The 16,089-nt window shown below is 40.6% G+C and carries 13 protein-coding genes, 1 rRNA gene and 1 pseudogene; 7 read left to right on the top strand and 8 right to left on the bottom strand.

The genetic code is table 11. The features are described from left to right. Positions 1 to 32 precede the first annotated feature (32 nt). Positions 33 to 1,508, top strand: a complete 1,476-nt coding sequence (locus BCAMP_RS05285) for a DEAD/DEAH box helicase (protein ID WP_035314263.1) — start codon at positions 33 to 35, stop codon at positions 1,506 to 1,508. On the opposite strand, the gene BCAMP_RS15015 is transcribed toward BCAMP_RS05285, so the two are convergent. Together BCAMP_RS15015 and BCAMP_RS05290 are read right to left on the bottom strand one after the other, a co-directional pair. Next, positions 1,416 to 1,751: a DUF4305 domain-containing protein gene (locus tag BCAMP_RS15015; RefSeq protein WP_084038578.1), complete on the bottom strand. Its 336-nt coding sequence runs from the start codon at positions 1,749 to 1,751 to the stop codon at positions 1,416 to 1,418. The two genes, BCAMP_RS05285 and BCAMP_RS15015, sit on opposite strands and share 93 nt — an antisense overlap. A 19-nt stretch (positions 1,752 to 1,770) precedes the next feature. Then, positions 1,771 to 2,448: a CPBP family intramembrane glutamic endopeptidase gene (locus BCAMP_RS05290; protein WP_051456902.1), complete on the bottom strand. Its 678-nt coding sequence runs from the start codon at positions 2,446 to 2,448 to the stop codon at positions 1,771 to 1,773. Between the two features lie 183 nt (positions 2,449 to 2,631). On the opposite strand from BCAMP_RS05290, the gene groES reads away from it, so the two are divergent. The 3 genes and pseudogenes from groES to BCAMP_RS05305 all read left to right on the top strand — a co-directional run bounded on the left by groES (position 2,632) and on the right by BCAMP_RS05305 (position 6,826). Then, positions 2,632 to 2,916 carry a co-chaperone GroES gene (gene groES, locus BCAMP_RS05295; RefSeq protein ID WP_035314264.1) on the top strand — a complete coding sequence of 95 codons (285 nt, stop codon included), beginning with the start codon at positions 2,632 to 2,634 and terminating at the stop codon, positions 2,914 to 2,916. A 38-nt stretch (positions 2,917 to 2,954) separates the two neighbouring features. Next, a pseudogene (gene groL, locus BCAMP_RS05300) lies at positions 2,955 to 4,584 on the top strand (chaperonin GroEL). Positions 4,585 to 4,936: 352 nt separating this feature from the next. Continuing rightward, positions 4,937 to 6,826: a heavy metal translocating P-type ATPase gene (locus tag BCAMP_RS05305; protein ID WP_232217922.1), complete on the top strand. Its 1,890-nt coding sequence runs from the start codon at positions 4,937 to 4,939 to the stop codon at positions 6,824 to 6,826. Between the two features lie 42 nt (positions 6,827 to 6,868). On the opposite strand, the gene BCAMP_RS05310 is transcribed toward BCAMP_RS05305, so the two are convergent. From BCAMP_RS05310 to BCAMP_RS05330, 6 genes are all read right to left on the bottom strand, one after another. Continuing rightward, positions 6,869 to 7,909: an oxidoreductase gene (locus BCAMP_RS05310; protein ID WP_035314265.1), complete on the bottom strand. Its 1,041-nt coding sequence runs from the start codon at positions 7,907 to 7,909 to the stop codon at positions 6,869 to 6,871. 165 nt (positions 7,910 to 8,074) lie between these two features. Continuing rightward, complete coding sequence (gene glpT, locus BCAMP_RS05315) at positions 8,075 to 9,427, bottom strand: glycerol-3-phosphate transporter (protein ID WP_035314266.1); 1,353 nt, start codon at positions 9,425 to 9,427, stop codon at positions 8,075 to 8,077. Between the two features lie 322 nt (positions 9,428 to 9,749). After that, the gene (locus tag BCAMP_RS15020) at positions 9,750 to 9,845 is read right to left on the bottom strand and encodes a GW dipeptide domain-containing protein (protein WP_084038586.1); all 96 of its coding nucleotides are present in this window, start codon (positions 9,843 to 9,845) and stop codon (positions 9,750 to 9,752) included. Continuing rightward, a complete protein-coding gene (locus BCAMP_RS14295; protein ID WP_232217924.1) occupies positions 9,823 to 11,526 on the bottom strand; it encodes a GW dipeptide domain-containing protein in 1,704 nt (567 codons plus the stop codon). The genes BCAMP_RS15020 and BCAMP_RS14295 overlap by 23 nt, the downstream gene beginning before the upstream one ends. After that, positions 11,426 to 12,778, bottom strand: coding sequence for a GW domain-containing glycosaminoglycan-binding protein (locus BCAMP_RS12535; RefSeq protein ID WP_051456904.1), 1,353 nt, complete (start codon positions 12,776 to 12,778; stop codon positions 11,426 to 11,428). Before BCAMP_RS12535 ends, BCAMP_RS14295 begins: the two co-directional genes overlap by 101 nt. A gap of 86 nt (positions 12,779 to 12,864) precedes the next feature. Then, positions 12,865 to 13,152 carry a DUF6509 family protein gene (locus BCAMP_RS05330; RefSeq protein ID WP_035314268.1) on the bottom strand — a complete coding sequence of 96 codons (288 nt, stop codon included), beginning with the start codon at positions 13,150 to 13,152 and terminating at the stop codon, positions 12,865 to 12,867. A gap of 174 nt (positions 13,153 to 13,326) precedes the next feature. Here BCAMP_RS05330 and BCAMP_RS05335 point away from each other — a divergent pair, with 174 nt between their 5' ends. The 3 genes from BCAMP_RS05335 to BCAMP_RS05345 all read left to right on the top strand — a co-directional run. Continuing rightward, positions 13,327 to 15,288, top strand: a complete 1,962-nt coding sequence (locus BCAMP_RS05335) for a thioredoxin domain-containing protein (RefSeq protein ID WP_198015717.1) — start codon at positions 13,327 to 13,329, stop codon at positions 15,286 to 15,288. After that, the gene (locus BCAMP_RS05340; RefSeq protein ID WP_035314269.1) at positions 15,285 to 15,722 is read left to right on the top strand and encodes a GNAT family N-acetyltransferase; all 438 of its coding nucleotides are present in this window, start codon (positions 15,285 to 15,287) and stop codon (positions 15,720 to 15,722) included. The genes BCAMP_RS05335 and BCAMP_RS05340 overlap by 4 nt, the downstream gene beginning before the upstream one ends. A gap of 276 nt (positions 15,723 to 15,998) precedes the next feature. Continuing rightward, positions 15,999 to 16,089: ribosomal RNA gene (locus BCAMP_RS05345) — 16S ribosomal RNA — on the top strand; the annotation flags it as partial.

The raw sequence follows: 16,089 nt of genomic DNA on the forward strand, positions 1-16,089 counted from the left end.
GCTGTCAGAGGCATACAGGAGGAATAAGTCGAATGAGTACATTTAAACAGTTTCAGTTAAGTAAAGAAATTATCGGGGCGATTGAAAAATTAGGGTATAATGAGCCAACAACGGTACAAACCGAAGTTATCCCAGCCTTATTAGAAGGTAAAAATCTGATTGTTAAATCACAAACAGGAAGTGGTAAAACAGCGGCCTTTGCAATTCCGATTTGCGAACGTGTACAATGGGAAGAACGCAAACCACAGGTGCTTGTCTTAACACCAACACGTGAATTAGCATCGCAAATTCAGCAAGATATATTTAACATTGGTCGCTATAAACGTTTAAAAGTTGAAGCGATTTTTGGTCGCAGTTCATATGAACGTCAAGCCTATAACTTAAAACAACGAACACATGTTGTGGTTGCAACGCCAGGGCGCTTAATTGATCATATGACGCAAAAAACAATCGATTTAAGCATGATTGATACGGTTATCATTGATGAGTCGGATGAAATGTTAGCAATGGGCTTTATTGAACAAATTGAAAATGTAATGAAAGTCGTACCACCAACAGCAACATTGGCGCTGTTCTCGGCGACAATGCCAGCCGAAATTAAAACGTTAGCAACACGTTACTTGAAAGATCCGCTCTTAATTGAAGTGAAATCAGAAAATAAAGTAACGCAACGAATTAAACAACAGTATTACGAAATTCCGTATGATGAAAAAATCACTGTACTCGAAGACGTGTTAACGGTTGTTAATCCTGAAAGTAGCATTGTTTTTTGTAACACTCGTGCCGCGGTTGAAGAAATTGCAGAAGCACTCGAAGCGTTAGAGATTGAAGTAGAAACATTACACGGTGGGATGGAGCAACGTCATCGTACGGCGGTAATTAACGACTTTAAGCATGGTTACTTCCGTTATTTAGTCGCAACCGATGTGGCAGCACGTGGCTTGGATATTGCTGATATTGCCTTAGTTGTTAACTTTGACTTACCTGAAAATGTTGAAAGTTATGTGCATCGAATTGGTCGTACAGCTCGTTTTGAAAATGATGGACATGCGATTAGTTTTGTTTCGTCATCAGATTACCGTTACTTAAACCCCATCCAAGCGATGATGGACGACCGCCTCGTAGCGATTGAACGCCCGACCCAAGAAGAGGTGTTGGATGCTCAAGCGGCCTTTAAAGCAACACAACAAACAAAAATGAAATTAAAGAAAGAAAAAGGACATGATTTTAAAGAAGAAATCATGAAATTACATATTAATGCAGGTAAGAAAACAAAAATGCGTGCGGGCGATGTTGTTGGGGCTTTATGTAATATTGAAGGTATGACGGGAGCTGACATTGGTGTTATCAGTTTATTAGATGTCTCGACCTTTGTTGAAATTTTAAATAGTAAAGGTGAAATGGTGTTGGCGGCCTTACAAGATTTTCCGATTAAAGGGCGAGTTCGTCGTGTTAGCAAAGCGAATGAAACAACGTATGAGAGTGATTTGAAAAATGAGGAAGACTAAAAAAACGTTCAAAAGCGTCACACGCTTTTGAACGTTTTTTTTATTATTTTTTGATGTCTTTTTTTGTTTTTTTTGAAGAAACATTAATAAGTTGACTGCACGAATGTAATCAATGGCAGCGAAACAGATGAGCATAATTGGATAGAAGGTCCAACCATTTTCTGTTACTGGTCGAATTGCTAAATAAGTGAAGATGACTCCGAAAAGCAAATTGAAGATAATTTGATTGCGGATAGATTGCATAATAAAACCCCATTCTTAGTTAATTAGGTAGAAAGACACTTATTAATAAGGCAGTGCCGTTCATTAAAGCATGAATACTAAACGAGACAAGCAGTCGTTTTGTTTTGTAATAAAAATAACTGAAGACGAGTCCCATTCCAGTGTAAACGAGTAAGTAGGCAAAGTCGAAATGGATTGCTGCGAACACTACAGAGCTGAATAATGCGGCCACGCCGACCGGAAGCTTGTTGGTTAAGCCACCGAATAACACTTTTCGAAAGACGACTTCTTCCAAAAAAGGTGCGATAATCACAATCGTTAAAATGAAGAGTGGATTCGTTTGGGTAATCCCGATTAAGTCAGCAGTATTCTCTGATTGCGCAACGGTTCCTCTAATCATCGCTGTAATTGAGGCAGTAATCGCTTGAACGATAAAGGCAACAATCACACCACCAATAATGTAAAGCGTGCTTTTTGCAAGCGGCATTGGTGCTTGTTGATCAATGTATGATGAACGCGGAGCTGTTTTTAGCAACCAAAGAAAGAGTAATGCCCCAACCGCAAAGGTGCCAATCGACCAATTTGTGACAATTAAGTTGGCTTGTTCTTTTGTGAATGGTGTCGCGTTATCGAGTAGCGCGACGTAATAAATACCGAAGGTGGACACCACTTGAATGATGAGGTAGAGTACTAAAATCCACCAATACTTCTTATTCATGGCGCTAGACCCCTTTGTTTATTGTATTTTGTTATAGTCTCATTGTAGCGATAATTGGTCGCTTGAGCAACTAAAATTATTCATATGACTTGCAAATTTGACCAAAATTGTCTATTATAAATGATGTGATTAGCACTTGCTTAATGCGAGTGCTAACATTAAATTATCTGAGGAGGTTGTACTATGTTAAAACCATTAGGCGAGCGCGTAGTTATCGAAGTTATTGCAACGGAACAAAAAACAATTGGTGGAATTGTCCTACCAGATTCTGCAAAAGAGAAACCATCTGAAGGTATCGTTATTGCTGTTGGGACAGGTCGTACATTAGCAGACGGAACAAAAGTTGCACTTGAAACAGCAGAAGGCGACCGTGTTGTCTTTTCACAATATTCTGGTACAGAAGTAAAATACGATAACAAGGACTACCTTATCTTGCGCGAAGAAGATATTTTAGCGATTGTCAAATAAGCAGTACAAATAGTAAATGAATTAGAGGAGGAACTCACATGGCAAAAGAATTGAAATTTAGTGAAGATGCACGTGCAGCAATGTTACGTGGTGTTGATCAATTAGCAAACGCAGTGAAAGTAACATTAGGACCAAAAGGACGTAATGTCGTACTTGAAAAATCATTCGGCTCACCACTTATTACAAATGATGGTGTGACAATTGCAAAAGAAATTGAATTAGAAGATGCTTTTGAAAACATGGGTGCGAAGTTAGTTTCTGAAGTCGCAAGTAAAACAAATGATGTTGCCGGTGACGGGACAACAACAGCGACTGTATTAGCGCAAGCATTAATTCAAGAAGGTTTAAAAAAATGTGACATCTGGAGCTAATCCAGTCGGTATTCGTGAAGGAATGGAAAAAGCGACAGCAGCAGCAATTGAAGCACTGAAACGTATCTCTAAACCAATCGAAGGGAAACATTCAATCGCACAAGTTGCAGCTGTTTCAGCAGGAAGCGAAGAAATTGGCGAATTAGTAGCTGAAGCGATGGCACGTGTAGGTAATGATGGTGTCATTACATTAGAAGAATCAAAAGGTTTTAAAACTGAACTTGATGTCGTTGAAGGGATGCAATTTGACCGCGGTTACCTTTCTCCCTACATGTCTACAGATCAAGAGAAAATGGTCGCTGAATTAGAAAATCCTTATATTTTAGTAACCGATAAAAAGATCAATAACATCCAAGATATTTTACCCGTATTACAACAAGTGGTTGAACAAGGACGTGGCTTGTTAATTATTGCCGAAGATGTTGAGGGCGAAGCCTTAGCAACACTCGTGTTAAATAAATTACGTGGTACGTTCAATGTTGTTGCTGTAAAAGCACCAGGATTTGGTGATCGTCGTAAAGAAATGTTACAAGATATTGCGATTATTACTGGTGCATCAGTGGTGACAGATGAGCTTGGTTTAGAACTAAAAGATGCAACCCTTGATCAATTAGGAACAGCAACCCGTGTTAACGTTACGAAAGAAAATACAACAATCGTAGAAGGTGCGGGTCAATCAAATAACATTGAGGCACGTATTGGCCAAATTAAAGCACAACTAGAAGCATCAACATCTGAGTTTGATCGTGAAAAATTACAAGAACGTTTAGCTAAATTAGGTGGCGGTGTCGCAGTCATTAAAGTCGGGGCTGCAACTGAAACAGAATTAAAAGAACGTAAATTACGAATTGAAGATGCGTTAAATTCAACCCGTGCCGCAGTTGAAGAAGGAATCGTCTCAGGTGGGGGAACTGCCTTAGTTAACGTTTACAACGACGTAGCTGCGCTCGAAGAAACAGGCGATGTGCAAACAGGGATTAACATAGTTTTACGTGCGTTAGAAGAACCAGTTCGTCAAATCGCTATTAATGCTGGTGTTGAAGGTGCAATCATTGTCGATCGCTTGAAAAAAGAAGCGATAGGCATCGGTTATAACGCGGCCAATGGTGAATGGGGTAATATGATTGAGCTTGGTATTGTTGATCCAACAAAGGTAACGCGTTCAGCTTTACAAAATGCAGCCTCAGTGGCGGCGCTCTTCTTAACAACCGAAGCTGTTGTAGCAAACAAACCATCAACAGAACCACCAATGGCACCAGATATGGGTGGCATGGGCGGCATGGGCGGCATGATGTAACTAGAAAAACATCAGTAAAAGCAATCGGTTAGAAGCCAATAACTTGGAAAATAACTGAAGGCGACTATTTATCGTCGCAACTTTTCGGTGAAATATCATCTTGTAGCCAAAGTCGCTTGACCACTTTTGACAGAACAAGCAGTTTAATTCGACTGTGACTACAATTTGGAGCCAGCATGCTACTAAGTATGCTGGCTTTTTACTTTTATTAGTGAATCTCTCTTTTGTATGTTATAATCATTATAAAGTAGAAAAACATAAAACTGATGTCCTAATCCAAAGGATATCAGTTTTTGTTGTTTTTATAACTATGTGAGAGTGGTAGTCATTCTCAATTGAGAGGGTGATTAAATTGAAAAAAACGAAAATTAAAAATCTAATTGAGAAAAGTCGTCGTCATCAGGAATTGATTGCTGCGTTGGTAGCAGGGGTAATGATTGTTCTGGCCCTTTGTTTACAAAAGCCTCTGCCACAGGTGACACCGATTGTTTTTTGTAGTGCTTATGTGATTGGAGGCTATGCCAAGGCAAAAGCTGGCTTGTTAGAGACCATCACTTCGAAAAAATTGAATGTCGAGTTGTTGATGATATTAGCTGCGATAGGTTCAGCACTCATTGGCTATTGGTTAGAAGGTGCCTTATTGATAGTTATTTTTGCGCTTAGTGGCGCACTCGAAACGTATGCACTGAACAAAAGCCAACAAGCAATGAGTGCCTTGTTAGCGATGCAACCGCATGAAGCATGGTTACTTGATGAACAGAAGACGGTGACACGTGTTCAAATTACTGAGTTAGTTGTGGGTGATAAAATACTTGTTAAGCCAGGTGAACAAATACCAGTTGATGGCAATGTACGTTTAGGGAAATCCGTTGTAGATGAAGCGGCTCTAAGTGGTGAAGCACAAGGAGTTGGTAAAAGCTATGGTGATAGCGTGTTTGCAGGCACCTTTAATCGCCAGGCCACACTGACGATTGAGATGACAACCTTGCCTGAGCAAAGTCTCTTTCAAAAAATAATCGACTTAGTGAGAGAAGCACAGTCAAAGAAAACAAATAGTGAACAATTTATCGATCGTTTTGAAGGGGTGTATGTCAAAATTGTCTTATTTGCTGTAGTTCTAATGATGGTATTACCGCCTTTATTAGGAGGTTGGACATGGCAAGTGGCAACTTATCGGGCGATGGTATTGTTAGTTGTTGCTTCTCCTTGTGCGTTAGTGGCATCGATAACGCCTGCTTTATTAGCTGTGATGTCTAATGGAGCGAAACACGGGGTGCTATTTAAAGGTGGCGATCAAATCGAACGGTTAGCTCGTATTACAACAATCGCCTTCGACAAAACAGGTACCTTAACAAAAGGGCAACCAATAGTGACAAGGTGTTATGTTGCTCCCACTGAAAACGTGCGCGAAGCGTTAGCGATAGTCGCAGGGATGGAAGCTCAAACGACACACCCACTGGCAGCGGCAGTAATGGATTATTGCAAAACAAAAGCAATTGAACTAGCGCAAGTAGATAGTATCATAGATCACCCCGGCTTAGGCATCTCAACAACGGTGGCAGATACGACCTATCTTGTTGGAAAAGGAGCTTTTATGAACAAGGCGGCATTAACAAGCTTTAGACGTATTAAAGGTGAGGTGGATTCTGAAACAGTGGGGACTGTTATTTATATGCAACGAGGCACTGAGGTCATCGTCGAATTAACCGTGAACGATACGGTTAGGGCTGAAAGTCATCGGGCAATCAATCAATTAACAAATTTAGGCATTCATACAGTGATGCTTACCGGTGATAATGAACAGACAGCGCGACAGATTGCGGCAGAAACGAAGGTGGAAAAGGTTGTCGCCAATTGTCTACCAGCGGAAAAGGTCGAAGCGATTACACAGTTACAACAAGCCGGTGAAGCAGTCGCGATGATTGGTGATGGCATTAATGATGCGCCTGCCTTAGCAACTGCCTCACTTGGGATTGCGATGGGTGAAGGATCTGATATCGCGATTGAAACCGCGGATATTGTCTTAATGAAAAATGATTTACTTAAATTAGTGAGTGCTGTCAAATTAAGTCGGCGGGCGAGTCGAATTATTAAACAAAATATTATGTTTTCATTGAGCGTTATTGTGTTATTGATTGCATCGAATACGCTCCAATGGATTAATTTACCGTTTGGTGTCATTGGCCATGAAGGAAGTACAATTTTAGTAATTCTTAATTCACTACGATTATTACGTCATTAACAACGAAAAGAGAATCGCAATGCGATTCTCTTTTCGTTGTCTTTATTTTGTTGCGGCAGGAAACGCCCGTACATATTGTTTGGGTAGCTCAATCGTTTTGTTTAAAGTGTCGGCTGCATTCAATGCCCAATAAGGATCGCGTAATAAAGCGCGACCAACAGCAACCATATCAGCTTGGTTATTGAGAATAGCTGCATTTGCCAACTGTGGATTGCTAAGTTTTCCGACGGCAATCACAGGCGTTGTCAAAGCTTGTTTATAAGCTGCGGCAAGTCCAAGTTGATACCCCGCATCGCTTCCAATTGTAGCAGACGGTCCGGTGGGACTTTCACCACCTGCACTGACATGAAAAACATCGACGCCAGCTTGTTGGTAAGCCGTCGCCAGTTGTAAGCTCTCAGCTAACCGGTAGCCGTTTGCGTCAAATTCAGTGGCTGAGATTCTGAAAAGTAATGGCATCTCAGTCGGCATCACCTGCTTAACAGCTTGAATGACTTCGGTACCGAATAAGGCTTTATCGGCGCCGTATCGATCGGTACGTTTGTTTGTTAAAGCCGATTGAAATTGATGGATTAAATAGCCATGGGCGCCGTGCAGTTCAATCGCATCAACACCGGCTTTGACTGCCCGTTTAACAGCAGCAGCATACTTGTTAACCATGTCAGACACTTCAGCTGTTGAGAGCGCCCGTGGTGTTTTTGAAGCGCCGTCAAACGGGATGGCTGAGGCGGAGACCGGGGTGATTGCGTCGGTAGCCTTTCGCCCAGCGTGCGCAATTTGAATCGCGACTTTGGCACCCGCAGTATGACAGGCTGCGACGATTTTTGCGAGGCCTTCGATTTGACCGTCTTCCCAAAGGCCAAGGCAGTTGTTTGAAATACGACCGTCGGGCTCGATGTTGGTCATCTCGATAATGATTAAACCTGTACCACCAATGGCCCGTGAGGCATAGTGCATCACATGCCAGTCTGTACTGTAACCATCTTGGTTGCGGGCAGAGTACATACACATGGGTGGCATGACGATGCGGTTTTTTAACGTTAAGCCCTTAATTGAGAGCGGTGAATATAAGTCAGTTGTCATTAAAATTCCCCCTTAAAGATATCTCTTACTATAGCTGTAAATCGCGGTTACGACAAATGAAGTGCCTAAAAAACAGAATGGCAAGGGCCATTCTGTTCAGGTTGTTGACACTAGTCTCTTTAAAAAAGCAGTCAAGCGGTTTTTCGCTAAGAAGATAAACCACTGTTACTTAGTTTGTTCTTGGCCACGAATATTCCAAGTGAAGGCAAACACGATTGCCGCTAAGATACATGAGATGAAGATGAGTGTGAAACCAACATCCCAGCTATAGGCATCTACAACGAAACCGAGTAACGCATTAGCCATCACAGCCCCACCGAGGTAACCGAATAATCCAGTTAAGCCAGCCGCTGTTCCAGCTGCTTTTTTCGGTACAAGATCGAGGGCTTGTAAGCCGATAAGCATAACAGGACCATAGATTAAGAAACCGATGGCGATCAAAGCGATGTTATCGATTAAAGGATGGCCAGCAGGGTTGAGCCAGTAGACTAAGACCGCAACCGCGACACCGAGCATAAACACAACACCGGCAGGCCCACGACGCCCTCTAAAGAACTTGTCTGAAATCCAACCACAAAGTAAGGTACCAGGAATTCCTGCCCATTCATATAAGAAGTAAGACCAACTTGTCTTACTTAAATCCATGCCTTTAACTTCGTTTAAATAGGCAGGCGCCCAGTCTAATACGCCATAACGTGTAAAGTAGACGAACACGTTGGCGATCGCAATCATCCACACCCATTTATTGCTAAGGACGTATTTGAATAAGATTTCTTTGACGCTGAGTTCTTCTTCAAGCGTTTCATGAGAAGAGTTGGGATAATCGTTACGATATTCTTCAATTGAAGGTAATCCTTCAGATTGAGGTGTGTCACGCATTAAAATGTACGAAATAATCGCAACGATAATCGCGATCAACGCAGGGAAGATGAAGACGCCATTAAAGGCTTTAATGCTAATTATGTACGTTGAGGTTAAACTGATCCCTGCAACTGCAATCGGAGCCATAATTCCGCCACCGACATTGTGAGCAACGTTCCAAATTGCTGTTTTGCCACCGCGCTCATTTAATGAAAACCAATGAACGAGCGTTCGACCAGCAGGTGGCCAACCCATGCCTTGGAACCAACCGACTAAGAACAGCATCACGAACATTGTCGTAATTGAAGACGTGAAATACGGGATAAAACCTAATAATAAGTTAATAATAGCAGCTAAAACTAAACCAAGTGGTAAAAAGATACGGGCGTTACTACGATCGGAGACAATCCCCATCACAAATTTACTGATACCATAGGCGATTGAAACAGCAGATAAAGCTAGACCCAATTGTCCCTTAGTAAATCCTTCTTCCATTAAGCCAGGAATTGCGAGTGAAAAGTTTTTACGTAATAAGTAATAACCGGCGTAACCGATAAAAATTCCGATGAATACTTGTAGCCGTAAACGACGATAAACAGGGTCGATTTCTTCTTTTGGTAACCGCTTTTTGGCGGTTGGTGGTGCTAAAAATGACATGTAATTTCCTCCTTTTAATAAGTAATAGGGTCAGTATAGCAAGGAATAATAAGGTTGTAAGCGTTTTTTTTTATAAAAGTGACTTTAGTTCGACGCATTAAACGCAAGAAAACCTCCATTTTAGGAATGTTTATATCAAAAAAAAAGAACAACGAAGCTTGTCTGTACAAGTGGAGAGGCTAGCGGTGTATACCACTTAAGGTCGAATTGTGAAAAAAGGCCAGTTCTGTGAGTATAGTCCTGTTCTTGTCGGTAGTTGTGAAGGCAATAAAAAAAACGCTTAAATCTACTCGGAATTTGAGCTGATTTAAGCGTTTGACAATTATTTAAAGGCTTTATAGTACATCCAACCAATTGTTTTACCCTTTACCTGGAACTGATAATAGATACCGTTTTTAGTAGTGGCTTGTTTGATGATATGGACTTTTTTTTGCTTGGTATTTTTTGCCGGAGTTTAATTTTTTGTAGCCATATTCTTTATAAGGGAGTGTTGCAACGGCATAATCTCTCCCGTTAATTACAACTGTTCGATTGAAGGAAACTTGTTTTTCGGCAGTGACCTGTGGAGCAACAAAGGCTTGTTTTAATACCCACCCAATTATTTTGTTATTGTACGTGAATTGATAAAAAGTACCATTACTTGTAGTTGTCTCAGCAGAAACAGATACTTTTTTGAGGTGATAGCTGCTGGCTTTTGCTAACACTTGTGTTTTTAGCTGTCCGTTCGGCTGGCTATAAATTGTATCCTTTCGATTTGATTGATCAATAAACAGTGTGCGTTTTATTGGCTTAATCGAAAGCGGTTCGGTCGTAACAAAAGCTTTATGATACATCCACCCAATCGTTTTGCCATTCAGTTGGAATTGATAATAGAGGCCATTTTTAGTAGTGGCTTGTTTAATGACAGTCACTTTTTTATTTAAATAGGGTTTGCCAGCGCTTAATTTTTTGTATCCGACTTCTTTATAAGGAAGTGTTGCAACGGCGTAATCTCTGACGGGTAATGAAATGTAGCGTTCAAATGACACCGTCTTCTCCGAGCTTACTTTTGGTGTAACAAATGCTTGTTTAGCGAGCCAACCAATTGTTTTGTTGTTTGAGCTGAATTGATAAAATGTCCCTTTACTGGTGGTGGTTTCGGCAATGACTTTTACTTTTTGGTAATGATAAATTTTGGCGTTTCTAACAGTTGTGACATTGAGTAGACCGTTCGGACGACTATATATTTTATCCGCACGACTGCTTTGATCGATGTATTTTGTAAGATTCACTGTTTTAATGGTTATTTTCTCTTCTGGGACGAAAGCTTTATGGAACATCCATCCGATTGTTTTACCATTGATTTGGAATTGGTAATACAAACCGTTTTTAGTGGTTGCTTGTTGAATAATGTGAACTTGCTGACCTTCATATTTTTTGCCAGCGCTTAATTTTTGATAACCAATTGCTTTATAGGGTTGTGTTGCAACGGCATAGTCTTTGTTAGGCAATGAGATAAAGCGATCTGACGAGAGGGTTTTATGGCTCAAAATATCGGAGGCGCTAACAAAGGCTTGTTTAGCAAGCCAGCCAATTGTTTTATTGTTATAACTGAACTGATAAAAGTTTCCTTTACTAGTGGTGGTTTCGGCAATGACTTTTACCTTTTGATAATGATAGGTTGTGGCATTTTCAACTGTTGTGACATTCAGCAGACCGTTCGGACGACTGTATATTTTATCGACACGACCTGTTTGGTCGATGTAGCGGTCCAAATTGACGGCTTTAACAACGGTCTTTTCTTCGTCAACGAAGGCGCGTTTATCCATCCACCCAATTGTTTTGTTATTTACTTTAAATTGGTAATAAGCCCCTTTGGTAGTGGTCGCTTCAGCGATGATGTCTGCTTGTTGTCCATCGTAAAGGGTACCGCTAGCTACCTTAGATGTGCCATTTATCCGATAAGGCTGTGACCAAATGGTATCTTTACGTGTTGTTTGTTTGATAAACCGTTGCAAACTAATCGCTTTTTTTTGTCGTCGTATCCGGTTTGAAAAAGGCTGCCTTATGAAGCCAACCAATGACCTTGTTATTGGCTTTAAACTGGTAGTATGTGCCACTGGCTGTGGTTGCTTCGGCAACGATAGTGACCTCCTTGTCGTGCCAACTGGAAGCTGTCCCGCTTTTTTTTACACCGACAATATTATTAGGTTTGGACCAAATGATATTGTTCTTATTCGTTTGATCAATGAAGCGGGTGTAATTAACCGTTTTTTGAGAAAGCAGTTCGTCATACTGTTTGAAGGCTTTCTTATCGAGCCAACCAATTGTTTTTCCAGCAATCTGAAATTGGTAGTAGGTGCCTTTTGTTGTAGTTGCTTCAGCGATTACGGTTGCTTGTTGTTGGTTGTATTTACTCGCGGCCCCGACTGATGTAGCGCCGGCTGTATTATAAGGTTTGGACCAGATAATATCTTTCTGGTTACTCTGTTCAACATATGTCGTAATATTCAGTTTTTTTTGACTGGTAATAGCGTCGCTCATTTGGTTGTAATGACGAACAACAAGGTCATAAAATTGGCTCTGGGTATAGCCGAATTGAGCGAAATAACCGCTCGGATCACTATGATTTGTTCCTCCTAAAAAAAGTGTAACTGTGGAGTGAAACCAAATCGTACCGATTCCATCAAACTCAGCGTTGTCTGGCTTGAGGTCAAACGTTCGTAAGACAGCGGCCGCATAATACGCTTGATTATTGACACTTCGTGCGAATTTATCATATGTATTGGTTTCTGTTAATTCAACATGAGCCATTAACGCGTTGGCATAGCGTCCTGCTCCCCAAGCGCTATAGGCAGGATCGTGCAATTCGATGATGCTTTGATAATCAACAAAGCTATGAACGAAGGCGTTTCCCCAATTATTGACCATGTAATTAATTTCGTTATCAATTTTATCATTTGGCCCACCAGCTGTCGCATGAATGACGATGCCATTTGGTTTTTTTGAGGTTGTTTTATAAGGCATTGTTTGATTTTCTTTATCGAGTACCTGTTGTAATAAAAAACGTTTGTTTTGAATTGCATTCGGTGTGAGTTTCTGCGCTAAAAGATAGTCGTTGACCGGTGGATAAACAACTTTAGCGCTGAAACTTCGTAGTTTGGGAGAGTTCTCATCGTCTGCAACCGCTGTTTCCGGATGATCATTTGCATTAGTTTTACTATCGTACAGAGAGAGGTCTTCGTCTTTTAATGTTTCGAGTGCAGTTGTGGCGTCGACGGCTGTCTCTGTTGTTAATGCATTGGTAGTGAGTGGGCTGAATAAAAGACCGACAGTGGCAATTAAAGTAGCTGGTAATAAAAGGTGGCGCATAGAAATCCTCCAATCAAATCGTGTAATAGGGTTAAACAAGGTAATAAAAAAACCTCACTTTTACAAGGAAGGTTCATCTAAGATGTTTATTGTTCGGTGATTTTAGCGCTACAATAGGCTAAAATTTCTGCTTCTTCATCTTCGTCTAATGCAATGTCAATCTGTGTGTCTTTAGCGATTGAACGAATATGGTAAGTAATCAGACGGATGTTTTCGTCTTTCTTGCCAATTAAGACGCGTAATTCAAGGCCGTTTGCTTCATACAGTTCATCATCCTCATCAACCGTAAAATTAATAAAGAATTCAAAACGTTCACCTTCAATAATACCAGTTGGATCAAATAAGAGATCCATAGTGTGGGAAAGTAGTTCCATTTAGTTCAACTCCTTTAGTCGTTCTATCTTCTATTATCAAAGGTAAGGCCAGAATAGTAAAGGTTTTTTACAATAATTATTGTAATTAAGCGAGACAACAGTGATGTTAAAGCGGAAACGTGTATAATAAAGAACAAAGCAATCAGATGAATTATTAGAGGATGGATGACGAAAATGAAACGATATAATCACTTGAAGAATGAAACATCACCCTATCTAAAAGCGCATGCAACAGATATTGTTAATTGGTATCCTTGGAGCGAAGCGGCTTTTTTGGCGGCAAAGTCAGAACAAAAACCGGTATTTTTAAGTAGCGGCTATTCGACCTGCCACTGGTGTCACGTCATGAGTGATGAATCGTTTAATGATCCAATCGTGGGCGCCTATTTAAATGCGCATTTTATCGCGATTAAAGTTGATCGTGAAGAAAGACCTGACATCGATTCGCTCTATTTAAAAGTGTGTCAAATATTAACGGGGACTGCCGGGTGGCCGTTGAATGTCTTTTTAACGTCAACACAGCAGCCGTTTTATGCCGCGACGTATTTACCAAAGGTGAGTGAGGGTAGCAGACCCGATATTATGTCAGTCTTGCGTCATTTAAAACGGATGTATGAAGAAAAACCGGTAATGATTACCGACATAGGTCACCAATTGGTGGCAGATTTGGAGCGAAGCAGTAAAAGTGAGCCGCTATTAGAACCGTTGCCATTACAGCGAATGTATCGCTCATTATTACAGGCCTTTGATGTCAAAAATGGTGGTTTTGGGGCAGCACCTAAATACCCGACAAGTGCACCTTTGCGTTTTTTGATGGCTTATCAGACAGCGTATGCAGATGTTTATTCGAGTCGAATGGTCATTCAAACCTTAGATGCTTGGAAAAATAGCGCGCTTTATGATCAGCTTGAATATGGTTTTTTTAGATATAGCTCAGATTCCCGTTACCGCATGCCTCATTTTGAAAAAATGCTCTATGATCAAGCGTTGCTGCTTGAAGTCTATATTGAAGCTTATGAAAAGTATCGGTTGCCACGTTATCAAAAGGTCGCGAGACAGATGCTTCAGTTTATTGATGAGAACTTTAAACAAACGATGCTATATGCAAGTGCGATAGATGCAGATAGTAATCAAATAGAAGGCGATTATTATACGTGGACATTAGATGAAGTGCTTGCCGTTTTAGGTGTTGAGCGAGGTGTTCCGTTTGCTTATCGATACGGTATTAAACAAGAAGGTGATATCGCAGGGGAAAATATTCTCTATATCAACGAAGCGGAGACGGATCTAACAGCTGTTGAATTGCGTGAATGTCGTGATAAACTGGTTGAAAGCCGTCGTCGACGAACAGCTCCTTACATTGAAACGCAACAAAAAACAGGTTGGAATGCATTGATGATAAAGGCGATAGCGAAAACAGGGCGCGTGTTGCAGGCAGAAGTGCTTATAAATCAGGCGATTCAACAGTTTAAGGCCTTATATGATAGGAGTTATAAAAATGAACTTTATGCCATCGTCAATCAAGGGGTGAGCGGCAAAAAAGCATATTTAGAAGACTATGCTTATTTTATAAGTCTCTGTATCGAAATGCACCAATCAACCTATCAAACAGCTTACCTTGAGATTGCTATCAGGTTAGCTGCAGAACTGTGTGAATGTTTCGAAGATAAAGAAACAGGGGGATTCTTCTATACAGCCGAGCAGTCGGAGCGATTGGTTGTACGTGAGAAGGATGGGCTTGACACCGCCTTACCAAATGCCAATGCTGTAATAGCAATCACCTTTGTTCAGATAACACAGCTGACAGGGGATGAAAAGTATGCGCAGCTTGCGGAAAAAGCCTTTCGTTTTTTTAGTGGAGATATTGAGCGTTATGGCTTGTCAGCAACGAGTTGGGGCAGTTACTTAATCGCCCAAGACAAGGCTGATACAACTTTTGTTTTTCAAGGGAAAGAAGTCATCCGAAAGGTGAAGACATTACAAAAATATCAAAAGATGACTGATATTTGGCAAGTGTATGAAACCGAAGGGCCGCTCCGTTTGCAAATTTGTTATGAAAAAACCTGTCGCTTCTATAATGAAGAAGCGATAAAAGATTATTTTGAAAAACGTGTGATGGAGGCGATGGATAAATGATTATTAGGGAAATGCAAAAGACTGATGCGCTACAATTACGCCTGTTGTTTAATAAGGTTAGGAAGGAATGTTTTTCTTGGGAACGAAAGGAGTATCATATTATGGAATTTGATCAGCAAACGATTGATGAAGCGATTTATGTCTGCGAAAAGAGAGGTCGAATTATTGGTTTTATTAGTGTTTATTTGCCAGATAAGTTTGTTCATCACCTGTATGTTGATCAAGTAGAAAAAGGTCGTGGCGTCGGTCGTGCGTTACTACAAACAGTGATTGATCTAATTGATGAGCCAATAAGTTTAAAATGTGTGTGTCAAAATGAAACGGCATTGCGATTTTATAAGCAATTAGGCTGGAAGTCGGTTAGTATAGGGCATGATGAATCTTCGTATTGCTTGTTAAAGTATTTTAAAAACACCTTGACCGAAGAAAGGTGACGTGGTATTATTAGGAAGTTGTCAAAAAGAACACAGCGATGTGAACAAAATGATAACGAAAAAAGATGTTGACGCAAGTTAATAGACATGCTATACTAAAGTAGTTGTCAGCGAGAGCCGATAACGATTGACCTTTGAAAACTGAACGAACAAAAAAGATGTTATATGGTTAAACTCTTAGGAGTTTAACCAATTAATTTCGTAACGACAACAAGTAATAAATTTTTAGCTAGCGAACTAGTTAAGGATCATTTGACGGTTTAAACACCGTTACTTTTTAACGAGAGTTTGATCCTGGCTCAGGACGAACGCTGGCGGCGTGCCTAATACATGCAAGTCGAACGAACGGATAAGGAGCTTGCTCCTT

The sequence above is a fragment of the Brochothrix campestris FSL F6-1037 genome (assembly GCF_000525915.1).
In the GTDB taxonomy this organism is placed as follows: Bacteria; Bacillota; Bacilli; order Lactobacillales; family Listeriaceae; genus Brochothrix; species Brochothrix campestris.

Bases quoted from the DNA above. Each gene is read 5' to 3' on its own strand.
- glpT (WP_035314266.1), bottom strand. From the start codon at position 9,427: ATGTCATTTTTAGCACCACCAACCGCCAAAAAGCGGTTACCAAAAGAA.
- BCAMP_RS15015 (WP_084038578.1), bottom strand. From the start codon at position 1,751: ATGCAATCTATCCGCAATCAAATTATCTTCAATTTGCTTTTCGGAGTC.
- BCAMP_RS05285 (WP_035314263.1), top strand. From the start codon at position 33: ATGAGTACATTTAAACAGTTTCAGTTAAGTAAAGAAATTATCGGGGCG.
- BCAMP_RS05290 (WP_051456902.1), bottom strand. From the start codon at position 2,448: ATGAATAAGAAGTATTGGTGGATTTTAGTACTCTACCTCATCATTCAA.
- BCAMP_RS05335 (WP_198015717.1), top strand. From the start codon at position 13,327: ATGAAACGATATAATCACTTGAAGAATGAAACATCACCCTATCTAAAA.
- BCAMP_RS05310 (WP_035314265.1), bottom strand. From the start codon at position 7,909: ATGACAACTGACTTATATTCACCGCTCTCAATTAAGGGCTTAACGTTA.
- groES (WP_035314264.1), top strand. From the start codon at position 2,632: ATGTTAAAACCATTAGGCGAGCGCGTAGTTATCGAAGTTATTGCAACG.
- BCAMP_RS05330 (WP_035314268.1), bottom strand. From the start codon at position 13,152: ATGGAACTACTTTCCCACACTATGGATCTCTTATTTGATCCAACTGGT.
- BCAMP_RS05340 (WP_035314269.1), top strand. From the start codon at position 15,285: ATGATTATTAGGGAAATGCAAAAGACTGATGCGCTACAATTACGCCTG.
- BCAMP_RS12535 (WP_051456904.1), bottom strand. From the start codon at position 12,778: ATGCGCCACCTTTTATTACCAGCTACTTTAATTGCCACTGTCGGTCTT.